A 20416-nucleotide genomic window follows, 5' to 3' on the forward strand; every position below is an offset into this window, starting at 1 on the left:
GCGAGAAGACCGCAGGTCCGATGCTCGACCGCACAACCACGCCCGAACCTTCGCGGAGACCGGCTTCGTGCGACGGTTCTGACAAGCGCACCAGGCACACACACCGCGGGACCGGGGCCGGCCGGCAGGCTCAAAGTGGCACGGGCAAAGCGGGCAGCAAGCCGCCAGGTTGCCCAATAGCATCACCCGGTCTGTCCGCATGCAGGGCCGGTCGAGATCGCGCTGTGGTTGGCGACGCAACACGGGTTTGACCGTGCAGCAGCGTGCGCAGGAAAAGGCCTCGGAGAAGCGGTACCCCTTTTGAATGCGCCGGCATGCGGATCGGCGAACGGCACCGCCACGGCCTCGGCCGGAGACAAGGGCAAATACAGCGTTCTGCCGGCGGCGGGTTGCGGCGCGTGTCGCAAAGGTCCGGGAATCTGGCTGTGCCCCCTATTGTTGCTGAGGTTTCAATGATGCAAAGCATGGAATTCATATTGGCTGTATTTGCAGTCGTGCAGATGCTGATAGGAGTGAATTTAGTCAGCTTGCAAGAAGCGAACGCTGTCTTGATTCGACCGATCGGTGCCTCAATGTTCGGGGAGGGATCAGTCATGCTGATGTCAGCTTGCGTTAACGGCAGGTTTGAGTGGGTAATATAGTTTGGCGGCAAATCGCCAGGCATGGCCGTACACCCCGGGGCAACGGCATTTCGCGATCTGTTTCGTTGACCGCTGGCGTTCTTTCGGCGCCGTTCGCCGTTTGAGGCCAATCGGACAGCAGCAGGAGCGCGTCGCCGGACATGGCCTTTGAGCGGTTTCGGATCGTGTGCCGGAGTATCGCCGCCATGGCGAAGAATATATCGGATGCACTGCGTACGTGCCGTCGGCCATATCAAAACGATACCCCAACGGATGCGAGATCTGTGCCAATCACTTTGATGGATACGCTTGGGTATGACGTGACGCAACGGATCGCGGTGCCCCGCTCTTCGGGCTCGGCGACCGGTTTTATCACCACAGCAGCGGCGCGTCGGGCGACCGATAGGCGTATCGCGGCTCGGGAGCAGCGAGGAGGCTCCCGAGCCGAGGCACGCTATCGGCATGGCGCCGGGTTTGAGCGTCCGTACTGCCGATGCGCGTGGCTGTTTGAGCCGACGTGATTCCGCCGCCGGATGTCGCGAGCAGAGGGGCGACGAAGCAGCATTTGCCAACGTCCGGACCGGCATGGATACAATAGCCCCGCGCCCGACAATAAGCAGATACTTCAGGTCACTTGAGAACGGGACTGTACCGTTTCGGGTGGCAGTGGTCGAGCGTGACGCCACCACCATGCAACTTCCTGTGTCTCCCACCGGACGGCCTCGTCGACGGCGGATGCTCCGGGGAAGGGCGATTTTTTGGGGGCGTGCGCCATGTCTTCGCAAAGGCAGACAGTCAGTGATTATGACCGGCGTCTCTCGGACGACTGGCTCTTGACCTGCTGGAACCCCGACCACATCCATTTCGGGCTGTTCGAGCCCGGGAGAGACTGTATTGATTTCGGGCGGACTTTCGAGTACCCGCACGCCGACCTTGCCCGTGCGCTGGTGCGAATGATCGATGAGATAACGGAGCCCGCCCGGATTTGCGCGGGCGAGCATGTGGTGGATGCGGGCTGCGGCGTGGGCGGGACCGCAAGGTGGCTGGCCGGCCGGTACGGCTGCCGCGTCACCGGGGTGGGCATTTCCAACCTTAAGCCGGATATCGCCAGGCAGCGGACCCAGGATGCCGGCCTGGAGGGCATGGTCGACTTCAGGGAAGCGGACTGCTGCATCCATCTGCCTTTCGCAGACGGCGCTGTCGACGTGGTCGTGAACGTCGAGAGCGCGTGCCAATACGCCCATCGGCCGCAATTCCTGAGCGAGGTCCGGCGTATCCTGCGGCCGGGCGGACGGCTGGCGGCCAGCGACTGGCTGATGACGGACAGGACGTCGCCGGCGGAGCGCGAGGCGTATATACGGCCGCTTTGCCGCGTCTGGGCGCTGCCGGATCTCGAGAGCCGTGCGTCCTATCTCCATCTGCTTCGGGAGGCAGGTCTGGAGACAGCCGGCGTTTCGGATTTCGGCGGGCGGGACCTGCACAATGCGGAGTTGTTGGGGCGCCGCGGGCGGATCATGTTCATGCGTGCGATGTCCAGCGCGACGGCGCCGGATCACTGGATAAAGCAGATGCAGGCCTTGTCGACGGTGCACGCCGCATGGATTCGCGGCTTCTTCGAGCTTGGACGCTACCTTGCACGGCGTCCGCAAGTGCAGGAACAGCCGGCAAATCCGGCGACATGAATGGACTGCGCCGCAAGTCCTTGCCGCCGGATTGCCGGCCCGATTTCGGGAGTATATGCAATATGGTTATCACGCATTCCACGCACGACGCGCCGAAACAGGAAGTCGCGCTACCTTCGGCTCTGGCCGGGATCAACAGCAATGTTCTTGACGATGCGATCCTGAAAAAACTGGTGGACCCCGATGTCTACTACGCGCTCGCGCAGTGCCGAGCCACGGGCGTGCCGATGGATCGGGGCTTCGCAGACGCATTGGCGAAGTCCATTCGGGAGTGGGCGCAATCGAAAGGCTGCATCGGTTATTCGCACTGGTTTTCGCCGATGCGTGGCGCGATTCACGGTGAGAAGCTGGAGACATTCGTCGGCGTCGATTTCGCTACTGACAGGCTGATCGTCGAAATGTCGGGCACGCAGCTGTTCCAGACGGAAACCGATGGCTCGTCGTTTCCCAACGGGGGTCTGCGAAAGACCCATGAAGCGGCGGCCTATATCGGCTGGGACACCGGCTCGCCGCCGTTTGTATACCGCCAGACACTCTATATTCCCTCCACTTTCGTCTCATGGAACGGGGAGGCGCTTGATCAGAAAACCCCGCTGCTGCGCGCCAACATGGCGGTCAACGATTTGGGTGTTCGGCTTCTGTCACTGCTCGGGGACAACGAGACCAGAGAGGTCGTTTGCAATGTGGGCTGGGAACAGGAGTTCTTCCTGATCGACCGGGAGAAATACCTGGCGCGGCCCGATCTCCTGGCTGTGGGACGCACGCTGTTGGGGGCCGCGCCGCTTCGCGGTCAGGAAATGGACGCCAACTATTTTTCCAGGTTGTCGCCGAGGGTGAGCCGTTACATCGCCGAAGCACGGGACATTATGTGGGAACTGGGAATATCCATACACTGCACCCACAACGAGGTGGCGCCGGCCCAGCACGAGATTTCGCCGATCTTCGGACTGGCTAATCTCGTGGCCGATACCAACGTGCTTGCCATGGACGTGCTTCGCGATCTCGCATTCGACCACGACTTCGCCGTGCTGTTCCACGAGAAGCCGTTTGCCGGCATCAACGGCAACGGCAAGCACAACAACTGGAGTCTTAGCACCGACCGCGGCGTCAATCTGTTCGTGCCGGGCAAAACGGACGAAGACAACAGACGCTTCATCGCATTCATTGCCGCGCTATTGCGCGGGATCAACAGGCACGGCGACCTGCTGCGCTGCGGTGTCTCGACAGCCGGCAACGACCATCGGCTGGGCGCCCAGGAGGCGCCGCCCGCGATCATCACCCTGAATCTGGGCGAACGTCTGGAAGCGCATGTCAATGCTGTGGCGGACGGCGGCTGCTTCGGCGGATACGAGACGGACGAGAAGGAGATCAAGGTAGTCGCTCCGGTCGCGGACATCAAGGCGAATCTCGAAGACCGTAACCGCACTGCCCCGTTCCCGTGGTGCGGCAACCGTTTCGAATTCCGCGCGGTCGGCGGTAACCAGCACATAGCATTTCCGCTGGCGATGTTGAACGCGATTCTCGCGGATAGTTTGAAGCACATGTGCGACGAGATTGACGCCGGAAAGCCCGCGGACCTGGTGATTCGCGAGACCATCAAGGAGAACAAAGGGGCGCTGTTCAGCGGCGACGGCTACAGCGAGGCGCTGAACGCGCATGCCCGGCAGCACGGTCTGACCCATCTGAAGAGCAGTCCGGAAGCCTACACAGCCCTAACGGCGGACAAGAATGTCGAACTGTTTGGCGATCTCGGCATCTTCAACAGGCATGAACTGACGGCGCGTCAGGCCGTCCTTCAGGAAGCCTATGCGAGTGAACTGTATGTTGAAGCACGCGCGCTGTTGCGGATACTGCGGACGCTGATTATTCCGGTTGCCATTGTAGATGCCGATGTCGAATGTGCCTCCGGGTTTCAGTCGCGGTTGTTCGACGAGAAGCGGAAACTCGTTGAGCAGCTCCTGTCGGAAACCGGGAAACTCGACGAATTGTTGGGGGCGTTTCCGAATGATGACCCCGGGCAGTCGGCTTGGTACGCCCACCATGAGCTCAGGCCATGCATGCAATCTGCCCGGATTGTGGCAGACATGCTGGAAACACTGGTTGACGGTCGGAGTTGGCCACTTCCCGGTTATTCTGAGATCCTGCACCATCATCAGTAGACAAGCGGAGGCGGACAAGGTGGCGGCCGCGACCACGCTGACGACGGCGGTGTAGGCGGTCGGGCTGGAGGTGAAGGTCAGCCACGACGACGACGGCAAGGCGACCTACAGGGTCGGCGACGTGACGATCGTTGCGGACGCGCCGAAGACCACCGTGACAGAGGACGGCAAGACGGTCGTGATCGGGAAGATCGGGAACCTTGCGGCCAGCCATAAGACCGCCCGGGGTATCGTCGCCTAGCGACCAGATACGAACGGGTGAAGTAGTGCGGGGTGCCGAAACTTACTTCTCGCCTTGCTGATTGCCGGGTTGGTCTGGACCTACTCCGCAAGTGGTTCGATGAGTTCTGAACCCTGTGCCGTGTTCTTTAAAACGGCGGTCCCCACCCGATAGGCAACCAGATCCGCGCCTCTATTTTTAGGGATGAGTTGGAGGGCTTCTTGCGCATTGTTGTCCGGATCGATCCATGCTTCCCAGGTATCAGGATTCAGTATCACCGGCATGCGGTCATGGACAAAGGGCGATGTTTTCATGTGGTTCCATTGTGAAGATCGCGCAGGAGGTCACATCAAGATGCTTGCGATAGCGCCAGATACCCCCAAAAAAGAAGGGCCGATTGTCTTTCAGATGGATGTTGTAAGGCAGAGGCGTATCTGGATCGGACTTTCGGTCCCATTCGTAAAATGAATTTGCGGGGATCAAACAGCGTCTGGAAGCAAATGAACTTTTGAAAATCGGTTTCTCGGTGACAGTTTCCGAGCGCGCATTGATCATCGGTTTGATCTTCAGGTCCTTCGCCCAATGCGGCACAAGTCCCCATCTTGCATCCTTGACCACGATTGCGTCTTTGTCTGCACGTACCATCCCGACCGTTTGCGTTGGGCAGACATTGTAACGTGGCGGATCGTTCCGTCCTTTGGCATCAGCGGGGATGAGATTGAGCGCTTCGTAATATTCCGCCCAAGTATATTGGATCGTGAAACGCCAACACATGCCTTAGATTGCCTTTCTGATGGTCCTTGATTTTTCCTCTAGCTTGACATATGTTACTTGTATATGTCAAGCGAGGCACAATGAATACAGCAACACGCACCGTCCGATTGTTCCGAAACAACCGCAACCAAGCCGTCCGGATTCCAAAGGATCTCGAACTGCCCGGTGATGAAGCAATTTTGCGCAAAGATGGTGATCGGCTCATCCTCGAACCGGCATCGACCGCTTCCCTATTGGGTCTTCTCAAAACGCTCAAACCGTTGAAAGAAGACATGCCCGATATCGATGACGCATTGCCCGAAGATGTTGATCTTTCGTGACCTCCTACCTTCTCGACACCAACATAATCTCAGACCTGATCAAGAACCCCGATGGGGTTATCATGCGGCGCATTGCCGAGATCGGTGAGGACAACATTGCGACCAATATCATCGTCGCATCAGAGTTGCGGTTTGGAGCAGAGAAGAAGGGGTCGGACGCATTGCGTGATCGCGTTGATCTCATCCTGTCGCGCATGAATGTTTTGGATGTTGGCAGCGATGCTGATCGCCACTACGGCATCATTCGCGCTGATCTCGAAACCAAGGGCACCCCAATCGGCGGCAATGATCTTCTCATCGCAGCCCATGTTGTGTCTCTCGCTCAGGCCGATGAATGGGTACTTGTAACGGCCAATGTGCGAGAGTTTCAACGCGTCGATGGCCTGACGGTTGAAAATTGGCTTTGATGAATGAATTGGAAGCAAAATATGGACCAGATCGACCTTTCTATTTTTCATCCCGACACGCTTGAACCCGTATATCAAGGATACCAGCCGATAACTGAAATCAGCGATTTGGACGGTTTGAAGCTGGATTTTGTGGATGCTGCCACAACTTCCGGCTTCTCCTTCGGACCGAAAGACTACTGGAAAGCCCTGAAGGCGGAAATGGCACTGCTCATATGTGGCGGTGACAAGAAGACAAATACAAGGCACCTGCGCAAGACGATATCCAAGCAAGGCAGCAAGTCACAGACGGCAGTCGTCAGTGTTCATCGGTTCTGAAATCGGGTTAGAGGCAGGCCTCATCATACCTTTTGTTGCGCTGATACTGCTCATACCCGTTAAAGTGGGACGCGAAGCCTTTTGTCGCGCCCTCTCCAAACCAAAGCAGTGATTGCTCAGCCTGATCACCCATGCGCAATTTCAAGACCCAGACCTGATTTGACCTGTTCCTGAACCTTCTCAAGCGCCGCTCGCCACCATGCCTTGGAAGGTCCTGCAACGGAATCGAAGGGTGTGATCTGGACAACGCGATTACGCCTACCGCCAGTCGGCTTTCTGAGGATCGGGTATGCGTGTTTTGCCCGCCGCTACCGTTGTAACCGTATCCTTGGCCGTTTCCGCCTGCAAATCAGACCATACCGCCCGAAGCGCTTGCCATCAGCCAGGTCACGGTCGAGAAGCGCCAACTCCAGACCCGTTATTTCCAGACCGGAGATGAACCAAAGTTGCTCAATGCCTCGGTCGCCGTGTTGCAGGATCTGGGCTTCACGCTCGAGGAGTCCGAAACCGATCTCGGTGTCCTTCTCGGAACCAAGGATCGCGACGCGACCGAAGCCGCTCAGGTTGCCGGAGCCATCGCCATGGCTATTCTCTTCGGAGCTTATGTCCCGATCGACGCCGACCAGAAGATCCGCGGCTCCGTCATCACGCGCCCACTTGACGACCGGCGGTGCGGGTTATTTTTCAGCGTATTGTCCGAAATACAGATGGCCGGATCAGCAAGATCGAAAGCCTGAACGACCTGAAATCTACCAGGGCTTCTTCGAAAAGTTGTCACAAGCTGCAAAATCCTACAACACTTGACGGCGAATCCTGCCGCATTTGACGACGATTCCTACAACACTTGACGGCGAATCCTGCGTACTTGACGGGATCGGTTCCGTCATCCGCACGGCCCTTCGCGCGCGTCACACGGTGACGTCACTCACACGCGTGTCGACCTCACGGTCTGTCTCTCGGCACTGCCTCATCGATCAAAAGATCGAATTGAGGAGGCATGGGCCTGATGAAGAGGACCGACATGATCAACATAAAGGATATTCTGCGTCACCGTTATGAACTGGATTTGTCGCGCGACGAGATTGCCGCAGCGATTGGCGTGAGCGCCGGCACGGTATCGAATGTGCTTAAGCGGGCGGCGGCGGCGCGGCTATCCAGCTGGCCGCTTGCGGACGACCTCGATGATGAGGCGCTTCGTGCACAGCTTTACCCGCGGAACGAACGCGACAGTGAGACCGTTCAGCCTGACTGGGATGCGCTCATCGAAGCGTACACGGCCCCCCGCGGTCGGCGCCGTGCCAGGCTCACCCGGCGTCAGCTCTGGATTGAGTACCGCGACGAGGTTCGGGCGCAGGGCGGCGCTGCCTACAGCTACAGTCGGTTCTGCGCGTTGCTCAAGGGGCAACTGGCTGGCCGGCACGCGCCGACGCAGATGCGTTTCGACTATGCGCCAGGGCTTTACGGCATGTCGGATTTTTCCGGTAAAACCCTGCCTGTGCACACGGCCACCGGCGTGGTGGACGTGGAGATCTTCGTCGCAGTGCTACCCCACTCGACCCTGATCTACGCCGAGGCGTTGCCGGACCAGACGATCTGTCATTGGACGATGGCGCATCGACGTGCGCTGGAGTATTTCGGCGCCAGCCCCGGGCGCTGGATCATCGACAATCTGAAGTCCGGGGTGACAAAGGCCGACCGCGAGGAGCCGCATCTCAACCCGAGTTTCCGGGAATTCGCCAAACATTACGGCCTGGCAATTCTACCGGCACGACCGAAAAAACCGACGGACAAGGGTCCAGCCGAGGCAGCCGTGAAAGCGGTTCAGTGCCGTATCCTGCTGCCGCTGCGCCACGAGACGTTCTTCTCTATCGGCGCGATGAACGCCGCCATCCGCCGCGAGCTTGAGCAACTCAACACGACACCAATGGCAAAGGGGGAAAGCCGGCGCGCGGTGTTCGAAGCGCACGAGCGCGCAACTCTGGTTCCGCTCCCGGCGCATCCCTGGGAGTGGGGTGCCTGGCACAGCCGCAAAGTGGCTCCGAATGGTCACGTGGCGTTTGATCGCAACCATTATTCCGTGCCCGAAGGCCACATCGGGCGTGACGTCGAAGTGCGCGTCGGCGAGCGCATGATCGAAGTGTTCCTTGACCGGGGCGGGGAACGCATCGCCGTCCATCGTCTCAAGAGCGGGCGCAACCAATATGCGACGCACCCGGATCACATGCCCGATCGGCTCAAGGCGGTGCGCGACATCCGCAGTCCCGACTACGGCGATATCCTGCTGGCACGGGCGCGCCGCATCGGAGCGAATGCGCTGGCCTGGGCCGAACGCTGCATGGCCTCCCGGGACTTTCCGGAACAGGCCTACACCGCCGTGCAGGGCATGAGCCGCCTCGCCGAAACCCATGGCGACAAGCGTGTCGACGCGGTTTGCGCACAGGCCCTCAGCCTCAACCGGCTCGCTTCGGGCTACCTGCGGGAGCGCCTGAAGAAAGGCGGCAAGGCGGTTGTGCGCCCGGAGCCGCAAGAGACCATCCCAAGCCACGCCAATTTGCGCGGGCCAACCTACTACGCAAAAAACCAGGGAGAAAAACCATGACCTTACGCCAACCCAATATCGAGCGTATGCTTCAACTCAAACTGTCCGGAATGATCGAGGCTCTGGAAGAGCAGCGTGACATTGCCGACATCGAGCAACTCGGCTTCGACGACCGCCTTGCCATGATGCTTGAGCGTGAAGTCGCACACCGCGACCAGAAGAGCTACCTCAACAATCTGCGTCAGGCCCAGCTTCGCATTCGCGCCGACATCCAGGATGTCGACTGCAGCGCCGGGCGCGGCATCGCCCGCAGCACACTGACCCAACTCGCCGCCGGTGACTGGATCCGGCAAGCCGTCAATCTGATCGTCGAAGGGCCGACCGGATCCGGAAAAACCTTCCTTTCCTGCGCCCTCGCGCATCAGACATGCCGCCAGAAGCAGTCCGTGTTGTACCGGCGCGTTCCGGAACTGATCTCGGCCCTCAATCATACGCGGGACGACGACGAGAAGCACACGCGCATGATGCGTCGCCTCGCCACGGTCTCGTTGCTGGTTCTGGACGACTGGGGCCTGCAGGGCTTCTGCGCCGAGGGTCGGCGGGATCTGTTGGAAATCGTTGAACATCGTTACGGGCGCAAGTCCATCCTGATTGCCAGTCAGATCCCCATGGACCACTGGCCGGCTGTTGTGGGAGAGCCAACAATCGCCGATTCGATACTGGATCGCATTGTTCATAATGCTTATCACATCGAACTTGCAGGCGAGTCGCAGCGCAAGCGGCACACACCGCCGCCGCTCGGCGGCAGCGGGACTTGAGGAGGCGCCGGCCTGTCGACCGGCGTCAGGGGCGCCTGCGACGCCGGGCGCGCAATGCAGACGCTGAACATGCGCGGCGGTCATGCCTGATGAAGGGCCAACCGCCGCGTGCAACCGTATCTTGAAAATCGACAAGGGCTCGCTTACGCTCGCCACGGGCTGGCCAAAGGCCAGCCTGCCAGGATCAACAGAAGGGAGAATGCGCCCAGGCATCAGTTCCGGGAGAAACAGCGCGCTTCGTGCGGACCAGCGCCGTCAAGTACGCAGGATTCGCCGTCAAGTGTTGTAGGAATCGTCGTCAAATGCGCAAGATTCCGCATCACAAGCTGTGTTTCTGGAAGCACAGCAGGTCTGAAGGGGAGAAAGATGCCCAGAATACGTTTCGTGATGCTGTCGCTGATCGCTGCAATGATGCTGGCCGGTTGCCAAACCAATTCCAGGGACCAGGTGCTGGCCTCAAGTGAAAGCCAGGTGGCGCTCCGAGCAATTCAGACCCGTGCCTTCCACACCCCGGACAAGGTGAGGACCATGCGTTCAGTTATCGCGACACTTCAGGACTTGGGCTTCGTGGTCGACAAGGCCGATGACGTGCTGGGCAATGTAAGCGCGACCAAGCTCGACGGCTACCAGTTGCGCATGGACCGTGACTGTCCGCCCGAAAGGCAAGAGCCGGATATTGGTGCGCGCATACGCCCAGTACAACATCACTCCGATCGAGGATCCGCAGCCCTACAAATATTTTTTTGCGGCGCTGGAAAAAGCGATGTTCCTGACAGCCATCAGGTCGATTGAGTGCCATGGAGCGAATTGGGAGAGATGGAGAGGATGCGCTCTCTCCGGAGGCATCATAACGTGCCAGAAAAGTGGGCGATTGAAGAACCACCAAGGATACGGGATCCTCTCCATCTCTCCTATTATGGCGTTACGTCTTGCGCGCGTTCTTGGGGTCCAAGTCGAGCTTGTTCAAAGGGACAAGGGATGTCTCTGTCATCGGTTTAGTCTCCTGTTCTGGTTTTCCGCTAAGCGGTCTTCTGCCCGAAGGAGCAGGAGCCCCGCTCCTGCTCCCGCGGCGTCGCAAGTCAGACCGGACAGAGAGGGGGGGGGGCAATGGAAACCAGGAGGGGGATCGACCGCCCGAAGGGACGGCCCGCGCGGATCCGCGCGGGCCAGGTCTTGCACAAGCGAGCGATCGCCGGCGACGCCAGCGGTCGGGAGTGCGGAAGGACGGGTAGACCGGGTTTTCCATTGCTGGGGAGAGACGGCTGAACGTCTTTCCCCATCAGGCAGACAATCCAGGCCGCCCCTTGGGCGGCCTCATCTTTCCTTGACCGGCAAAAATGGGCACCCGCAGGAGCGCAAGCCGGCGTCCTTTGGTAAGGACCTGCCGCCGGCGCCGTAGCGGGACCGAGTGCCAGGCCATAGTGGTAGTAACAACGCTCCCGCAGAAGGACCAACATAGCGACGCTGCGAAGCAGCGGGGCCGGGACCGAGAGCGTCGCCAATATGGCTCCCTTGTGCTGCCCGATCACCGCGCCGACCTGCGTGTCTTCGACGGCAAAGGCGGGATTTCAGGTGAATTCAGGCCGATTGTAGACCGCTAACGGCCTCTCTTGTCGAGCTCGCGCCCGCAAGGCCGCACCGTTGGCCATCTGAGCGGCGAGACAGCGCGACACCATGCCCTGCTTCGGCCTAATCCCACATCCTTGCTGCGATCTGCTGTTCCTCTTGGCCGAGCGCGTCGGCATAGATCGCGGTCGTTTTCAGATCGGCATGGCCAAGCCATTTCTGCAACAAGTTCAAGGGCGCGTTCTTAAGGATCGCATTGACTCCGAACCCGTGTCGCAATCCCTTCGGGGTCCTGTGCGGCGCGTCGGGTATCCCGGCGTGATCATGACGGCCTTGGCGATCTGCCAGACCCTTTGCCTGGTCATCGGCCATATCGGCACGGAGGCCTGTTTCTTCGTCCTCCGTGCCTCGCGGATGCCAAAGGCGGTGTTGAGCGTGTCCAGATACTCGGCCGGGACCGGAACGGCCCTGTAAACGATCTTCGGCGCCCGCTGCTGTCGGGCCGCTTCTTCAAGTTCCGGATGGTGACGGTGCCGGCGGAAAGATCGATCCAGGCCAGCGGGATCTCGATCAGCTCGGCCGGTCGGCAGCCGGTATAGTGCAGGGTCTCGCACAAGGTGCGGTCGCGTGCCAGCCGCTTGCGCGCCGCGGCCAGGAAGGCGGCCCGTTCCTCGGCATTGAGATAGAGCCGGTTTCCGCGGGCTTCTAGCCTTCGAGTCAGCTGCGGCGGCGTTGCTGATTGGGCCTACGACGGAGTCTGCAACAACGCAATGCCGTCCGGCTGGAACAGCATCTCTGGCAGCACGGTTTCCCAGCTGTCACGCTTGAGATACTGGATGTAGTCTTCCGCGTTGTCCGCCTTGCGCCAGTTGATGATGGCCCTGACCTGGCCAGAAACAAACACATGACCCATGGGAGGTTGCCAGGTTTTCGACATGCGCCCCAGGATCCGTTTACGGGCATCCAGGAGCACCCAGGATTGATTTCTCAATTCCAGAGACAGACTGTCGCCGACCTTGGCACTGCGTATTGCGGCATGGACTTCGTGGCTGTCATGCTGTCGGCCAGCAAAAGACAGATCGACATAATCCATGGTCGGCATCTGGTAAATGTTGCGCGGCGGCATGTTCTCACAGAGATCAGGAACCACTCGTCTGCGCAATACGGATTTCAGACCGGTCTTCAGAAGAGGATGCTCTCCGCAGGTCAGTACGGTGAGGCTCTGGCGCGCCCGGGTCATGGCAACGTAGAAAAGGCGCCGATGGGCTTCGCGATCTTCATTGTGCGAGGCGCGATGCCAGCCGCCGTTCAAGATGGCCACATGATCGAACTCCAGCCCCTTGGCGCGGTGCGCTGTCAATAGAAGAAGCCCTCGCTGCTCCCCTCGCGTATCCCAGGACCATTCCGCGATCCACTCGATGATTTCAGGCACAGACATCGTCTTGTCTTTGAGTTCCCGCTCCAGCTCGGCGATGCCCTCGACCAGCAGATCCAACCATGTATTGCGAGGCTGCTCGTTGAGGACTGCCAGGATGTCCTGGATGCCCAGCAGTTCTCTCCGTTTCAGACCTAACCCCGAAATGAGTTTCTGAGTTTCCCGAAGCCTCCAGATGTTGGGGAGGTTCTCATTTGCCATCTCGACCTTGAGCCCCCTCTGTTCGGCCTGCGCGCGAACGGCCCTCAGCCCTTTCCAATCACGGGAGATCACCGCGGTGCGGGCCCAGTTCCAGTCAGGGTCCAGCCGGGAAAGACGAACGAGTTCATCTATCGTGGCGACCGCTTGTGGAATATCTCCGGAAGAGACATCCAGAAGCTGCACGCTCCCTTGTGCAACCGTATCCGCTTTCTCCAGGCGCCCACCCGTAGGGTGGGTTGTCCGGTCCGCGTTAATCCTGATCTCATGGCCAACCTTCATACGGTCGGGAGCTTGGGAAATGACCTGGTTGGCAGCCTCGATAATGTTGGCTGTGGATCGGTAATTCTCGATCAGGAAGGCCGGCTTGGCCTTGTAATCTTCCTCGAACCTGCGGATGTATTCGATTGACGCGCCGCTGAAGGCATAGATGTTCTGGTCATCATCGCCGACGGCAAAGAGGCTCAACTTATGATCGGCATCCTCCAGTGAGCGGCCTGCCACGGCGGATATGAGCGCATACTCTTCAGAACCGACATCCTGGTATTCATCGACCAGGATCCAGCGATACCCCTGAATCAGGCTTTCACGCTGAGCTTCAGCTTCAGACTTCGACAACCCTTCCGCGTTGAGCTGGCGAACCGCCTCCAAGATGATGTTGTCGAAATCTTCCGGAACTGCCTGAACACCGGCAAAGCTGGCACCGACAAGTTTCATGGCCAGGGCGTGGCACGTCGACACCGTGACACCCGCGGCATCATCTCCCACCAGAGCCCGCAGCTTGACACGGATTTCGGCCGCAGCATGGCGATTATAGGCCAGCACCAGGATGCCGCGCGGTTCCTCCCGCTTCACACGCAGCAAATAGGCGATACGATGGACGAGGACCCTGGTCTTGCCGGAACCGGGCCCGGCCAGAACCAGAACGTTGGTGCGACTGCGATCATCGGCAACGATGTCTTGCTGAACCTTGTTGCCCAGGTCCTCGACGATCGCGTTCCAGGATTTGCTGGTGGTCTGCCGTTTTACCTCGCGAGCTTTTCCTGGCATCCATCGCTTCATGAACTGGTCCTTGTTCAGAACAAAGTAGTCTTCAGACAGGCGTACAGCATCCGGCATCGATTGCAGGCCGGCTTCGGCATAGGTTGCCATCACATGGGTTTGCAGCGTTTGCTCCTCATAATGTTCATCAAGAGGGAGGAAGTCGGCCTGGGTGAACTCGCCGCCCTTGGGATTGAGGAATACCGTCATGGCGGGGCGGAAAACGGTCAGCCCTTTGCCCAGTGTCAGGACGCCCTGTTCGTGCAGCCACAGGAGAGATCTCTCCAGGAGCCTGGTCATGTCGCGCACCCCGCTCGCCTTCAAGACTGCATCCTGGGTAAGCTGAGCCAACAGGTTCCCGACAGTCGTATCAACTTGCAGGTCTTTGCCGCGTGCACCCTTGTCCAGTCGACCGGTCAGGTAACCGAGTAACAAACCCGAGGCCTGCCGCCTGAGTTCTGCGGTCTGAGATATCGTCTTCCAGGATCGTTCACGCATGACAAGCATTGTGTTCCGGCTGACCTTGCGCAGCCTGACATTACCCCGGCCGCCATCCTGGCCTCTGCCATCCCGGGATATACCGCGCACCAGCTTGTCGATTGCGTCAGGCCGGACGTCGGGATGATCCTTGTCCCTGAGACGCTGGCAGGTCTCGGCCAGGTTCAACACGCTGGGCGTTTCGCCGTCGGCATCGGGCGCCATCTCCTGCATCAGTTCGATAAGATCTGCTTCAAGGCTTGAAGCCTGCGTCAAGCGAACTGCGGAAGCATTCGCCACCCCGACATGCACAAACACGGTAATGGCGACATCGTTACGGGCGATGCCCAGGGTCTCGAGGTTGGCCATCGCCTTGGGCAAGGCACCCGGGGATAGCCCGCTAGCACTGCAGAGTTGGTCCGTGGATATGCCTTCGTCAGCCGGCGCTGAGATCAGGTGCTCCACGATCGCGAGAAGTTGCCTGCGGTGAGTTTCCGTGATGTCGGCTGTCGCCAGCCGCTTTCGGGTTTCATCAAGGGTGCGAACCTTCAGGGATGAGGGGAAGATCTGTACCCGGTTCTCCTCCCTTGAGACAAGTATTGCCTCCTCAAGCCAGGAAACGGCAGTCTTGACGCGCGTGTCGTCTGTTGCGCTGTCTATCTCGAATTCCCGGTCTTTCTCGGAGCGAACGATCTCGCCAGACGTGGCGACGATCTTGCCAGTCTTCCCGGTTCGTTCGTCGATCCGTCTTAGCGCTTTCAAGATAGCGCCGATCTCGTGTCGGGCCAGACGTGAGCTGGCCGTCAGCCGGAACTGGCGTTCCACATCATCGGCGGCGAACAGCAGCACGCAATTGGCATCCTCCCTGTCACGACCGGCATCCTGCAGGTAGTTCTCCAGAGATCCTGGAATGTCGGCATGGACGACCAGTCGAATGTCCGGCTTGTCGATCCCCATGCCAAAGGCGTTGGTCGCCGCAATGACCCGCAGTTCTCCCACCCTGAATCGTTCCTGGACATCCTGCTTGTCGTCGGAACCCAGCCCGGCGTGGAAGTGCTCCGCAGCCATACCCTGCGATTTCAGAAAGTCTGAGACCCGTTCCGATTCCTTGCGTGTCGCACAGTAGACGACTGCGCCCGATCGACCGTCAGGAGGAAGGTACTCTTCGATGACATTCAGCACATCGGACAGCTTGCTGCTCTTTATCGTTGGTCTGACATCGAATGTCAGGTTCGTTCGCGACGCTCCGCCATCGAGAGACAGCAACTCGACCCCGGCGCGCGACCGGAAGTGTTCCATGATATCTCCAACCACCTCGGGCTTGGCAGTCGCCGTGAGGCAGATGATCGGCGCCGGCGGTTGATCTCCGGAGAATTCCTTGATGAAGCGGCCGAGATATCTGTAGTCCGGCCTGAAATCGTGGCCCCATTTCGAAACGCAGTGGGCTTCGTCGATTGTCCACAGGCCAACCTCACGCTGTGCGAGGACGGACCTGATGGATGTGCTCCTGAGCTGCTCGGGCGAGATGATGAGGATGCCGGCATCGCCCATGCGGACCTTTTCGAGGGCATCCTGCCTCTCAGGCATGGACATCATCCCATTGATGGTCACCGCACAGGAAATGCCGGACCGCTCCATGCCTTGCACCTGATCAGCCATCAGCGCAACGAGGGGGGAGATGACCACGGTAAGGGCGCCGGTCTTGTCGAAGCGAGAGAGCGCGGGAATCTGGTAGCACAGGGATTTCCCGGTACCTGTCGGCAGGATACCCAGAAGACTGTTGCCGGACATCGCCTCATCGACGATACGTTCCTGCAGCGGGCGGCCGTCGGAATCGACAGGCTGCGGCCGGAAACTCTCGAAGCCGAACCACTTGTTGAGGGCGCGGACCGGATCGTTCTGCTCTGCACACCATTCGCAGTTCGGATCCTTGCACGATGTATCCCTGAGATGTCGGACAATCAGGGAGGCTTCACGGAACTGCGCTCTGACCCACGGCGGCATGACGGAGTCCCCGCTGGCCACGGTGATCCAGGACAGTGCATAGGCCATGGGCCAGCCATTTTTAGGGCTGGCAAGGCGCTCCATAGTTTGTTCGACCCGTTTTCCGCAGGCTCGTCGCTCCAGCATCCTGCAAATTGCGTCGAGCGTCTCCTCCTGCGAGGGACAATCGGCATTGCGCACATATCTGAAAACGGCATCGAAGCCCGCTGACCTCTCCAACCGGGTGGTCAGGTAGTGATAGGACAGGACCGCATCCGGTTCGCTCCTGGCGAGGTCGCGGAAAGAATCGAGCTGATTGGCGAGCACTTCGAAGACAAGCCGGGCATCCAGCTCCGGGTCATTGACGTGGCCCGCAGCGAGCCGGCCGTCCTGATAATGCTTGACAAGATGATGGTATGGGTTGCGAGGGAAGGCGAGCGGGTTCAGCCAAAGCGTGTCAATCGGTGCCTGCATGATCTGTAACAGCCGCGGTCTGGCTGCAATCAGGTGCTCCATATCGTGCTGGAGGAAATTGTGGCCGATCGGGTGCCGGACATCCTGGATGGCTACTTCCAGCAAGTCGAGGTGGCGCTCAAGCAAACCGCTTCTGGAGTTGAGGGCCGGGCGTTCATCGTGTCGTACAGCAGCGAATGCAAATATCCCGGCAGTCCCGGGATCCACCTCCAGATCAATAGAAACGCATCTGGACAGTAAATCTCGGTGCCAGTCTTCTACCATAAATTACTCAATTGATCGAACACTTCGAGCAATGAACAAGTATTCGAAGTTGAAGACAATCCGAGACGGAAAATCTGGGCTCTTGATGACTGCATAGCCCCATGATTTGCTGACATGGAGTTTATAAAAGCCCGGGTCCGGCACGGCTCTATAACAACTGTCCAGAATAGACGCCCCCTAGAGTATTTGAACAGTCTAGCCCGGACAGCAGAAGCTTCCAGACTTTAATCGTTCATACTATCGTCATAAGCGCGCATATTTGCCACCGAAATGATGCGCCAGATATGGGAATCAACTCCACTCAAAACTTCTATACAGTTTTCCGATTAATATTTTAGGCATGGTTTTCATACACAATTCTTCCGGGCACCCCGCTTACAATTTGGCACAAGACCGCAGGCATCGCCCTGCGGGGCGCGCGGCGGGTGCTTTTGCCGCCCGAATGGGCGGCTCAACGCAGCATTGTACCGCACATCGAGAATTGTGTGGGCTCTGCAGGCAGGGCATTCATCGCCGCACGGATCAATCGGTGCATGCTACGATTTGCGTCACCGCGCACGATCGTTGCGGCTGGCAGGATGGCTGGCGCATCCTTTGCGGTCTCACGCAACGGAGGCGGACAAGGCGGAGGCGACGCTGACGGGTCTCGCCCTGCTGCAGACCGGCGACCCGATGGCGAAAAAGCATGCCGATGCGGCCAGGGCTGCGGCCGCCGCGGCGATGGCGGCCTACAATACGGCGAAGGCGGAATCGGCGAAGGCGGCCGCCGCGACCACGAGCACGGCGGCTGTGGTGGCCCGCATGGCGGCGCAGGCGGCGCAGAAGACGGCGCAGGCCCAGGCGAAGATCGCCACGGACAAGGCGGCCGCCGCCGTGAAGGCTGCGGGGATGGAGGTCAAGGTCACCTACGATGACGACGGCCAGGCGACCTACAAGGTCGGGGAGTTCACCATCGTTCCCGGCGCGAAGAAGAACACCGTGACGACGAACGGAAAGACGGTCGTGACCGGGAAGGTCGATGACCTTAAGTTGAATCTTATAAACACAAAATCCCATAGCAATCGGGAGGCTGTCCAGTCCGTGGAGAAGACCGAGACTGCCCCGGAGACAAGGGGCATGCCGGGGATTAACCCACCGCTTGGGGAGAGGAAACATGGCACGCGACGAAACGATCTTGGTGGTAATGCTGCGGACATCCTCAGGGTAACTGAAGGCGCTGACAGGCTTTCCGGCGAAGACGGCAACGACAGGCTCTGGGGCGGCGACGATAACGACACGCTGTATGGCGGCTAAGGCGCCGACACGCTGTGGGCCGGCGAGGGCGACGACGTGCTCCACGGCGGCCGGGGCAACGACTACCTCACCGGCGACGGTGGCGCCGACACCTTCGCGTTCGCGGCGGGAGACGGGCGCGACACCATGCCGATTTCCGAAAGGGCGACACGATCCGCATCGACGGGGTGAGCGGCGGGTTCAAGGAACTGGTCATCGAGCAGGACGGCGACGATGCCGTCATCCGCTACGGTGGCTTCGGCGACACCATCCGGCTGGCGGGCGTGACGGCGGCAACGCTCGGCGAGGACGACTTCGCGCTGCCCGAGACGCAGCAGCAGGCACCCGGCGGGAACGACAGCCTTGATGGCGACAAGAAAAATTATTCCGATTACGTTCCTGAACTAAAGTCATACCACCCCCGTGGAGTGCGTGTCGGAGACCGTTACTACTATTAGGGAAAGCCGGAAACCATCAACAAGGGCGGCGACGACACGCTTCATGGCGGGGACGGCAATGACGCCCTGTGGGGCGGCGGCGGTGCCGACTACTTCAACTTCGGCAGCGGGGAGGGTGCCGACACCACCCACGACTTCGAGGACGGGACGGATACAATCGTCATCAAGGGCGGATTGAAGTTCTCCGACCTGACCATCGCGGACAAGGCGAAAGGCCATGCGGTAATCACCGGCTACGGGGACAACGCCGGCATCACGCTTGAAGGCGTGTCCGCGTCAATCCTTACCAATGCCGATTTCGACTTCATCGCCTGACCGGCCGGCTGGACCTTCGGGAGGTTTGCGGGCACCGGTGCCGCCGACCCATGCGCTTCATTTTGCGGGTTGCGGCGGGAGCGAAGGTCCGGCCGGAAGCGGCCAGACCGAGGAACCCTCTAAGGCGCTCCTCGTCCCCCGTTTCGATCATGCGCCGCAGCGCAGCAATTGGGCGGATTGACCAGAGTCGTTCAGGTTCCTCAAAGCAGCTGTCGATACCCGCCAGAACTCATCCATCGCGCCCTCCCGAGGTGCGTATCAAACTGCAACTTGCATCTGATTTTGTCAGTCGCGGGATCGGCTCCGAACGCGGACTTGTATGCGCTTTCCCACGGCTGGCCTGCATTGTCCGCCTCAAGCAACATTAGATAGAGCTTAAAGCAACGACGGTCGTAGTCTGTAACTTCTTCGTCGGTTGGAGCGATTTTCCGAAATCCGGCTGATTCGGAATTGCACATATTTCCATCCCAGATTGGAATATCCCAAAATGGGATAATCCGATTTTGGGATTATTGGAAGGGTCGTTCAAACAATTTGATCGGCCCGCCTATGCCCGGTTCACTTGGCACTGCTCGCTACAACAGATTCGTGGAACTACTTGTGGACTCACGAAAGAAGGGCGGATTCACGCAGGAACAGGTGGCGACAACGCTGCGCAAACCACAATCGTTCGTTGCCAAATACGAGCGTGGTGAACGGCGTCTTGATGTCGTTGAGTTTGTCGATATCTGCAGGGCGATCAGCATCAACCCGGCCAATATTCTGAAGAAGCTTTAGCCGACTATTTTGTGGCTCTGGTCGGAACAGTGGCTGAAGACTTCAAGAAGCGCTCGGACTTATCATCATGCGGATTTCGTTGGCGGAAATTCCGATCTGAATCGATGAACGTTTCCAGCATATATGGGATCAGATCGATGATTGTTTCCCTCTCTCCGTATTCTGCTTCGTAGAGGCTGGCATTATCCGGACTCTTTGTACCTGTCTCATCATGGCGCGGCGTTTCCACGACTGCCGTGCTTGCGGGGGAGCACGCAAACGTCCGGGTCAACCGTTCCCGCAGGGCTTGCCCGAGGACA

At 59.4% G+C, this 20416-nt stretch carries 20 protein-coding genes; 15 read left to right on the top strand and 5 right to left on the bottom strand.

Annotated features, from left to right (window positions below; translation table 11 throughout):
• Window positions 1-1393 precede the first annotated feature (1393 nt).
• The 3 genes from E4M07_RS27975 to E4M07_RS29260 all read left to right on the top strand — a co-directional run bounded on the left by E4M07_RS27975 (window position 1394) and on the right by E4M07_RS29260 (window position 4702).
• Complete coding sequence (locus tag E4M07_RS27975) at window positions 1394-2302, top strand: methyltransferase domain-containing protein (RefSeq protein WP_136661713.1); 909 nt, start codon at window positions 1394-1396, stop codon at window positions 2300-2302.
• Window positions 2303-2364: 62 nt separating this feature from the next.
• Window positions 2365-4461, top strand: a complete 2097-nt coding sequence (locus E4M07_RS27980) for a glutamine synthetase III (protein WP_169054449.1) — start codon at window positions 2365-2367, stop codon at window positions 4459-4461.
• 70 nt (window positions 4462-4531) lie between these two features.
• Window positions 4532-4702: a hypothetical protein gene (locus E4M07_RS29260; RefSeq protein WP_169054450.1), complete on the top strand. Its 171-nt coding sequence runs from the start codon at window positions 4532-4534 to the stop codon at window positions 4700-4702.
• 80 nt (window positions 4703-4782) lie between these two features.
• On the opposite strand, the gene E4M07_RS27985 is transcribed toward E4M07_RS29260, so the two are convergent.
• Together E4M07_RS27985 and E4M07_RS27990 are read right to left on the bottom strand one after the other, a co-directional pair.
• Window positions 4783-4995: an SOS response-associated peptidase family protein gene (locus tag E4M07_RS27985; protein ID WP_136661715.1), complete on the bottom strand. Its 213-nt coding sequence runs from the start codon at window positions 4993-4995 to the stop codon at window positions 4783-4785.
• Window positions 4970-5455, bottom strand: coding sequence for an SOS response-associated peptidase (locus E4M07_RS27990; protein ID WP_136661716.1), 486 nt, complete (start codon window positions 5453-5455; stop codon window positions 4970-4972). The genes E4M07_RS27985 and E4M07_RS27990 overlap by 26 nt, the downstream gene beginning before the upstream one ends.
• Before the next feature lie 80 nt (window positions 5456-5535).
• On the opposite strand from E4M07_RS27990, the gene E4M07_RS27995 reads away from it, so the two are divergent.
• The 7 genes from E4M07_RS27995 to E4M07_RS28025 all read left to right on the top strand — a co-directional run bounded on the left by E4M07_RS27995 (window position 5536) and on the right by E4M07_RS28025 (window position 10649).
• Window positions 5536-5775: an AbrB/MazE/SpoVT family DNA-binding domain-containing protein gene (locus E4M07_RS27995; protein ID WP_136661717.1), complete on the top strand. Its 240-nt coding sequence runs from the start codon at window positions 5536-5538 to the stop codon at window positions 5773-5775.
• Window positions 5772-6182 carry a type II toxin-antitoxin system VapC family toxin gene (locus tag E4M07_RS28000; protein WP_136661718.1) on the top strand — a complete coding sequence of 137 codons (411 nt, stop codon included), beginning with the start codon at window positions 5772-5774 and terminating at the stop codon, window positions 6180-6182. The genes E4M07_RS27995 and E4M07_RS28000 overlap by 4 nt, the downstream gene beginning before the upstream one ends.
• 21 nt (window positions 6183-6203) lie before the next feature.
• Entirely contained in the window at window positions 6204-6500 is a 297-nt protein-coding gene (locus tag E4M07_RS28005) for a hypothetical protein (RefSeq protein WP_136661719.1), read from the top strand.
• Between the two features lie 446 nt (window positions 6501-6946).
• Complete coding sequence (locus tag E4M07_RS28010) at window positions 6947-7237, top strand: hypothetical protein (RefSeq protein WP_136661720.1); 291 nt, start codon at window positions 6947-6949, stop codon at window positions 7235-7237.
• Window positions 7238-7506: 269 nt separating this feature from the next.
• A complete protein-coding gene (istA, locus tag E4M07_RS28015) occupies window positions 7507-9099 on the top strand; it encodes an IS21 family transposase (RefSeq protein WP_169054451.1) in 1593 nt (530 codons plus the stop codon).
• Window positions 9096-9857, top strand: a complete 762-nt coding sequence (gene istB / locus E4M07_RS28020) for an IS21-like element helper ATPase IstB (protein WP_136661722.1) — start codon at window positions 9096-9098, stop codon at window positions 9855-9857. Before istA ends, istB begins: the two co-directional genes overlap by 4 nt.
• A gap of 366 nt (window positions 9858-10223) precedes the next feature.
• Window positions 10224-10649, top strand: a complete 426-nt coding sequence (locus tag E4M07_RS28025) for a hypothetical protein (RefSeq protein ID WP_206057425.1) — start codon at window positions 10224-10226, stop codon at window positions 10647-10649.
• Window positions 10650-11546: 897 nt separating this feature from the next.
• Here E4M07_RS28025 and E4M07_RS29415 read toward each other — a convergent pair.
• Complete coding sequence (locus tag E4M07_RS29415) at window positions 11547-11795, bottom strand: site-specific integrase (protein ID WP_206057426.1); 249 nt, start codon at window positions 11793-11795, stop codon at window positions 11547-11549.
• Window positions 11796-12168: 373 nt separating this feature from the next.
• On the bottom strand, window positions 12169-17295 hold the full coding sequence (locus E4M07_RS28035) for a RecQ family ATP-dependent DNA helicase (protein ID WP_136661723.1): 5127 nt from the start codon (window positions 17293-17295) through the stop codon (window positions 12169-12171).
• A gap of 594 nt (window positions 17296-17889) precedes the next feature.
• Here E4M07_RS28035 and E4M07_RS29970 point away from each other — a divergent pair.
• From E4M07_RS29970 to E4M07_RS28055, 5 genes are all read left to right on the top strand, one after another.
• Window positions 17890-18588: a hypothetical protein gene (locus E4M07_RS29970; protein ID WP_281405009.1), complete on the top strand. Its 699-nt coding sequence runs from the start codon at window positions 17890-17892 to the stop codon at window positions 18586-18588.
• Between the two features lie 12 nt (window positions 18589-18600).
• Window positions 18601-18759, top strand: coding sequence for a hypothetical protein (locus E4M07_RS29785; RefSeq protein WP_281405010.1), 159 nt, complete (start codon window positions 18601-18603; stop codon window positions 18757-18759).
• Window positions 18756-19025 carry a hypothetical protein gene (locus tag E4M07_RS28045; protein ID WP_136661724.1) on the top strand — a complete coding sequence of 90 codons (270 nt, stop codon included), beginning with the start codon at window positions 18756-18758 and terminating at the stop codon, window positions 19023-19025. The genes E4M07_RS29785 and E4M07_RS28045 overlap by 4 nt, the downstream gene beginning before the upstream one ends.
• Before the next feature lie 174 nt (window positions 19026-19199).
• Complete coding sequence (locus E4M07_RS29790) at window positions 19200-19340, top strand: hypothetical protein (RefSeq protein WP_246660647.1); 141 nt, start codon at window positions 19200-19202, stop codon at window positions 19338-19340.
• A 600-nt stretch (window positions 19341-19940) separates the two neighbouring features.
• Entirely contained in the window at window positions 19941-20117 is a 177-nt protein-coding gene (locus tag E4M07_RS28055) for a helix-turn-helix transcriptional regulator (RefSeq protein ID WP_246660648.1), read from the top strand.
• Window positions 20118-20121: 4 nt separating this feature from the next.
• Here E4M07_RS28055 and E4M07_RS28060 read toward each other — a convergent pair.
• The coding region (locus E4M07_RS28060) for a DUF2274 domain-containing protein (RefSeq protein ID WP_136661727.1) at window positions 20122-20416 on the bottom strand (295 nt) is incomplete at its 5' end.

Origin of the sequence: Nitratireductor sp. XY-223, assembly GCF_004959855.1 — a bacterium.
In the GTDB taxonomy this organism is placed as follows: domain Bacteria; phylum Pseudomonadota; class Alphaproteobacteria; order Rhizobiales; family Rhizobiaceae; genus Hoeflea_A.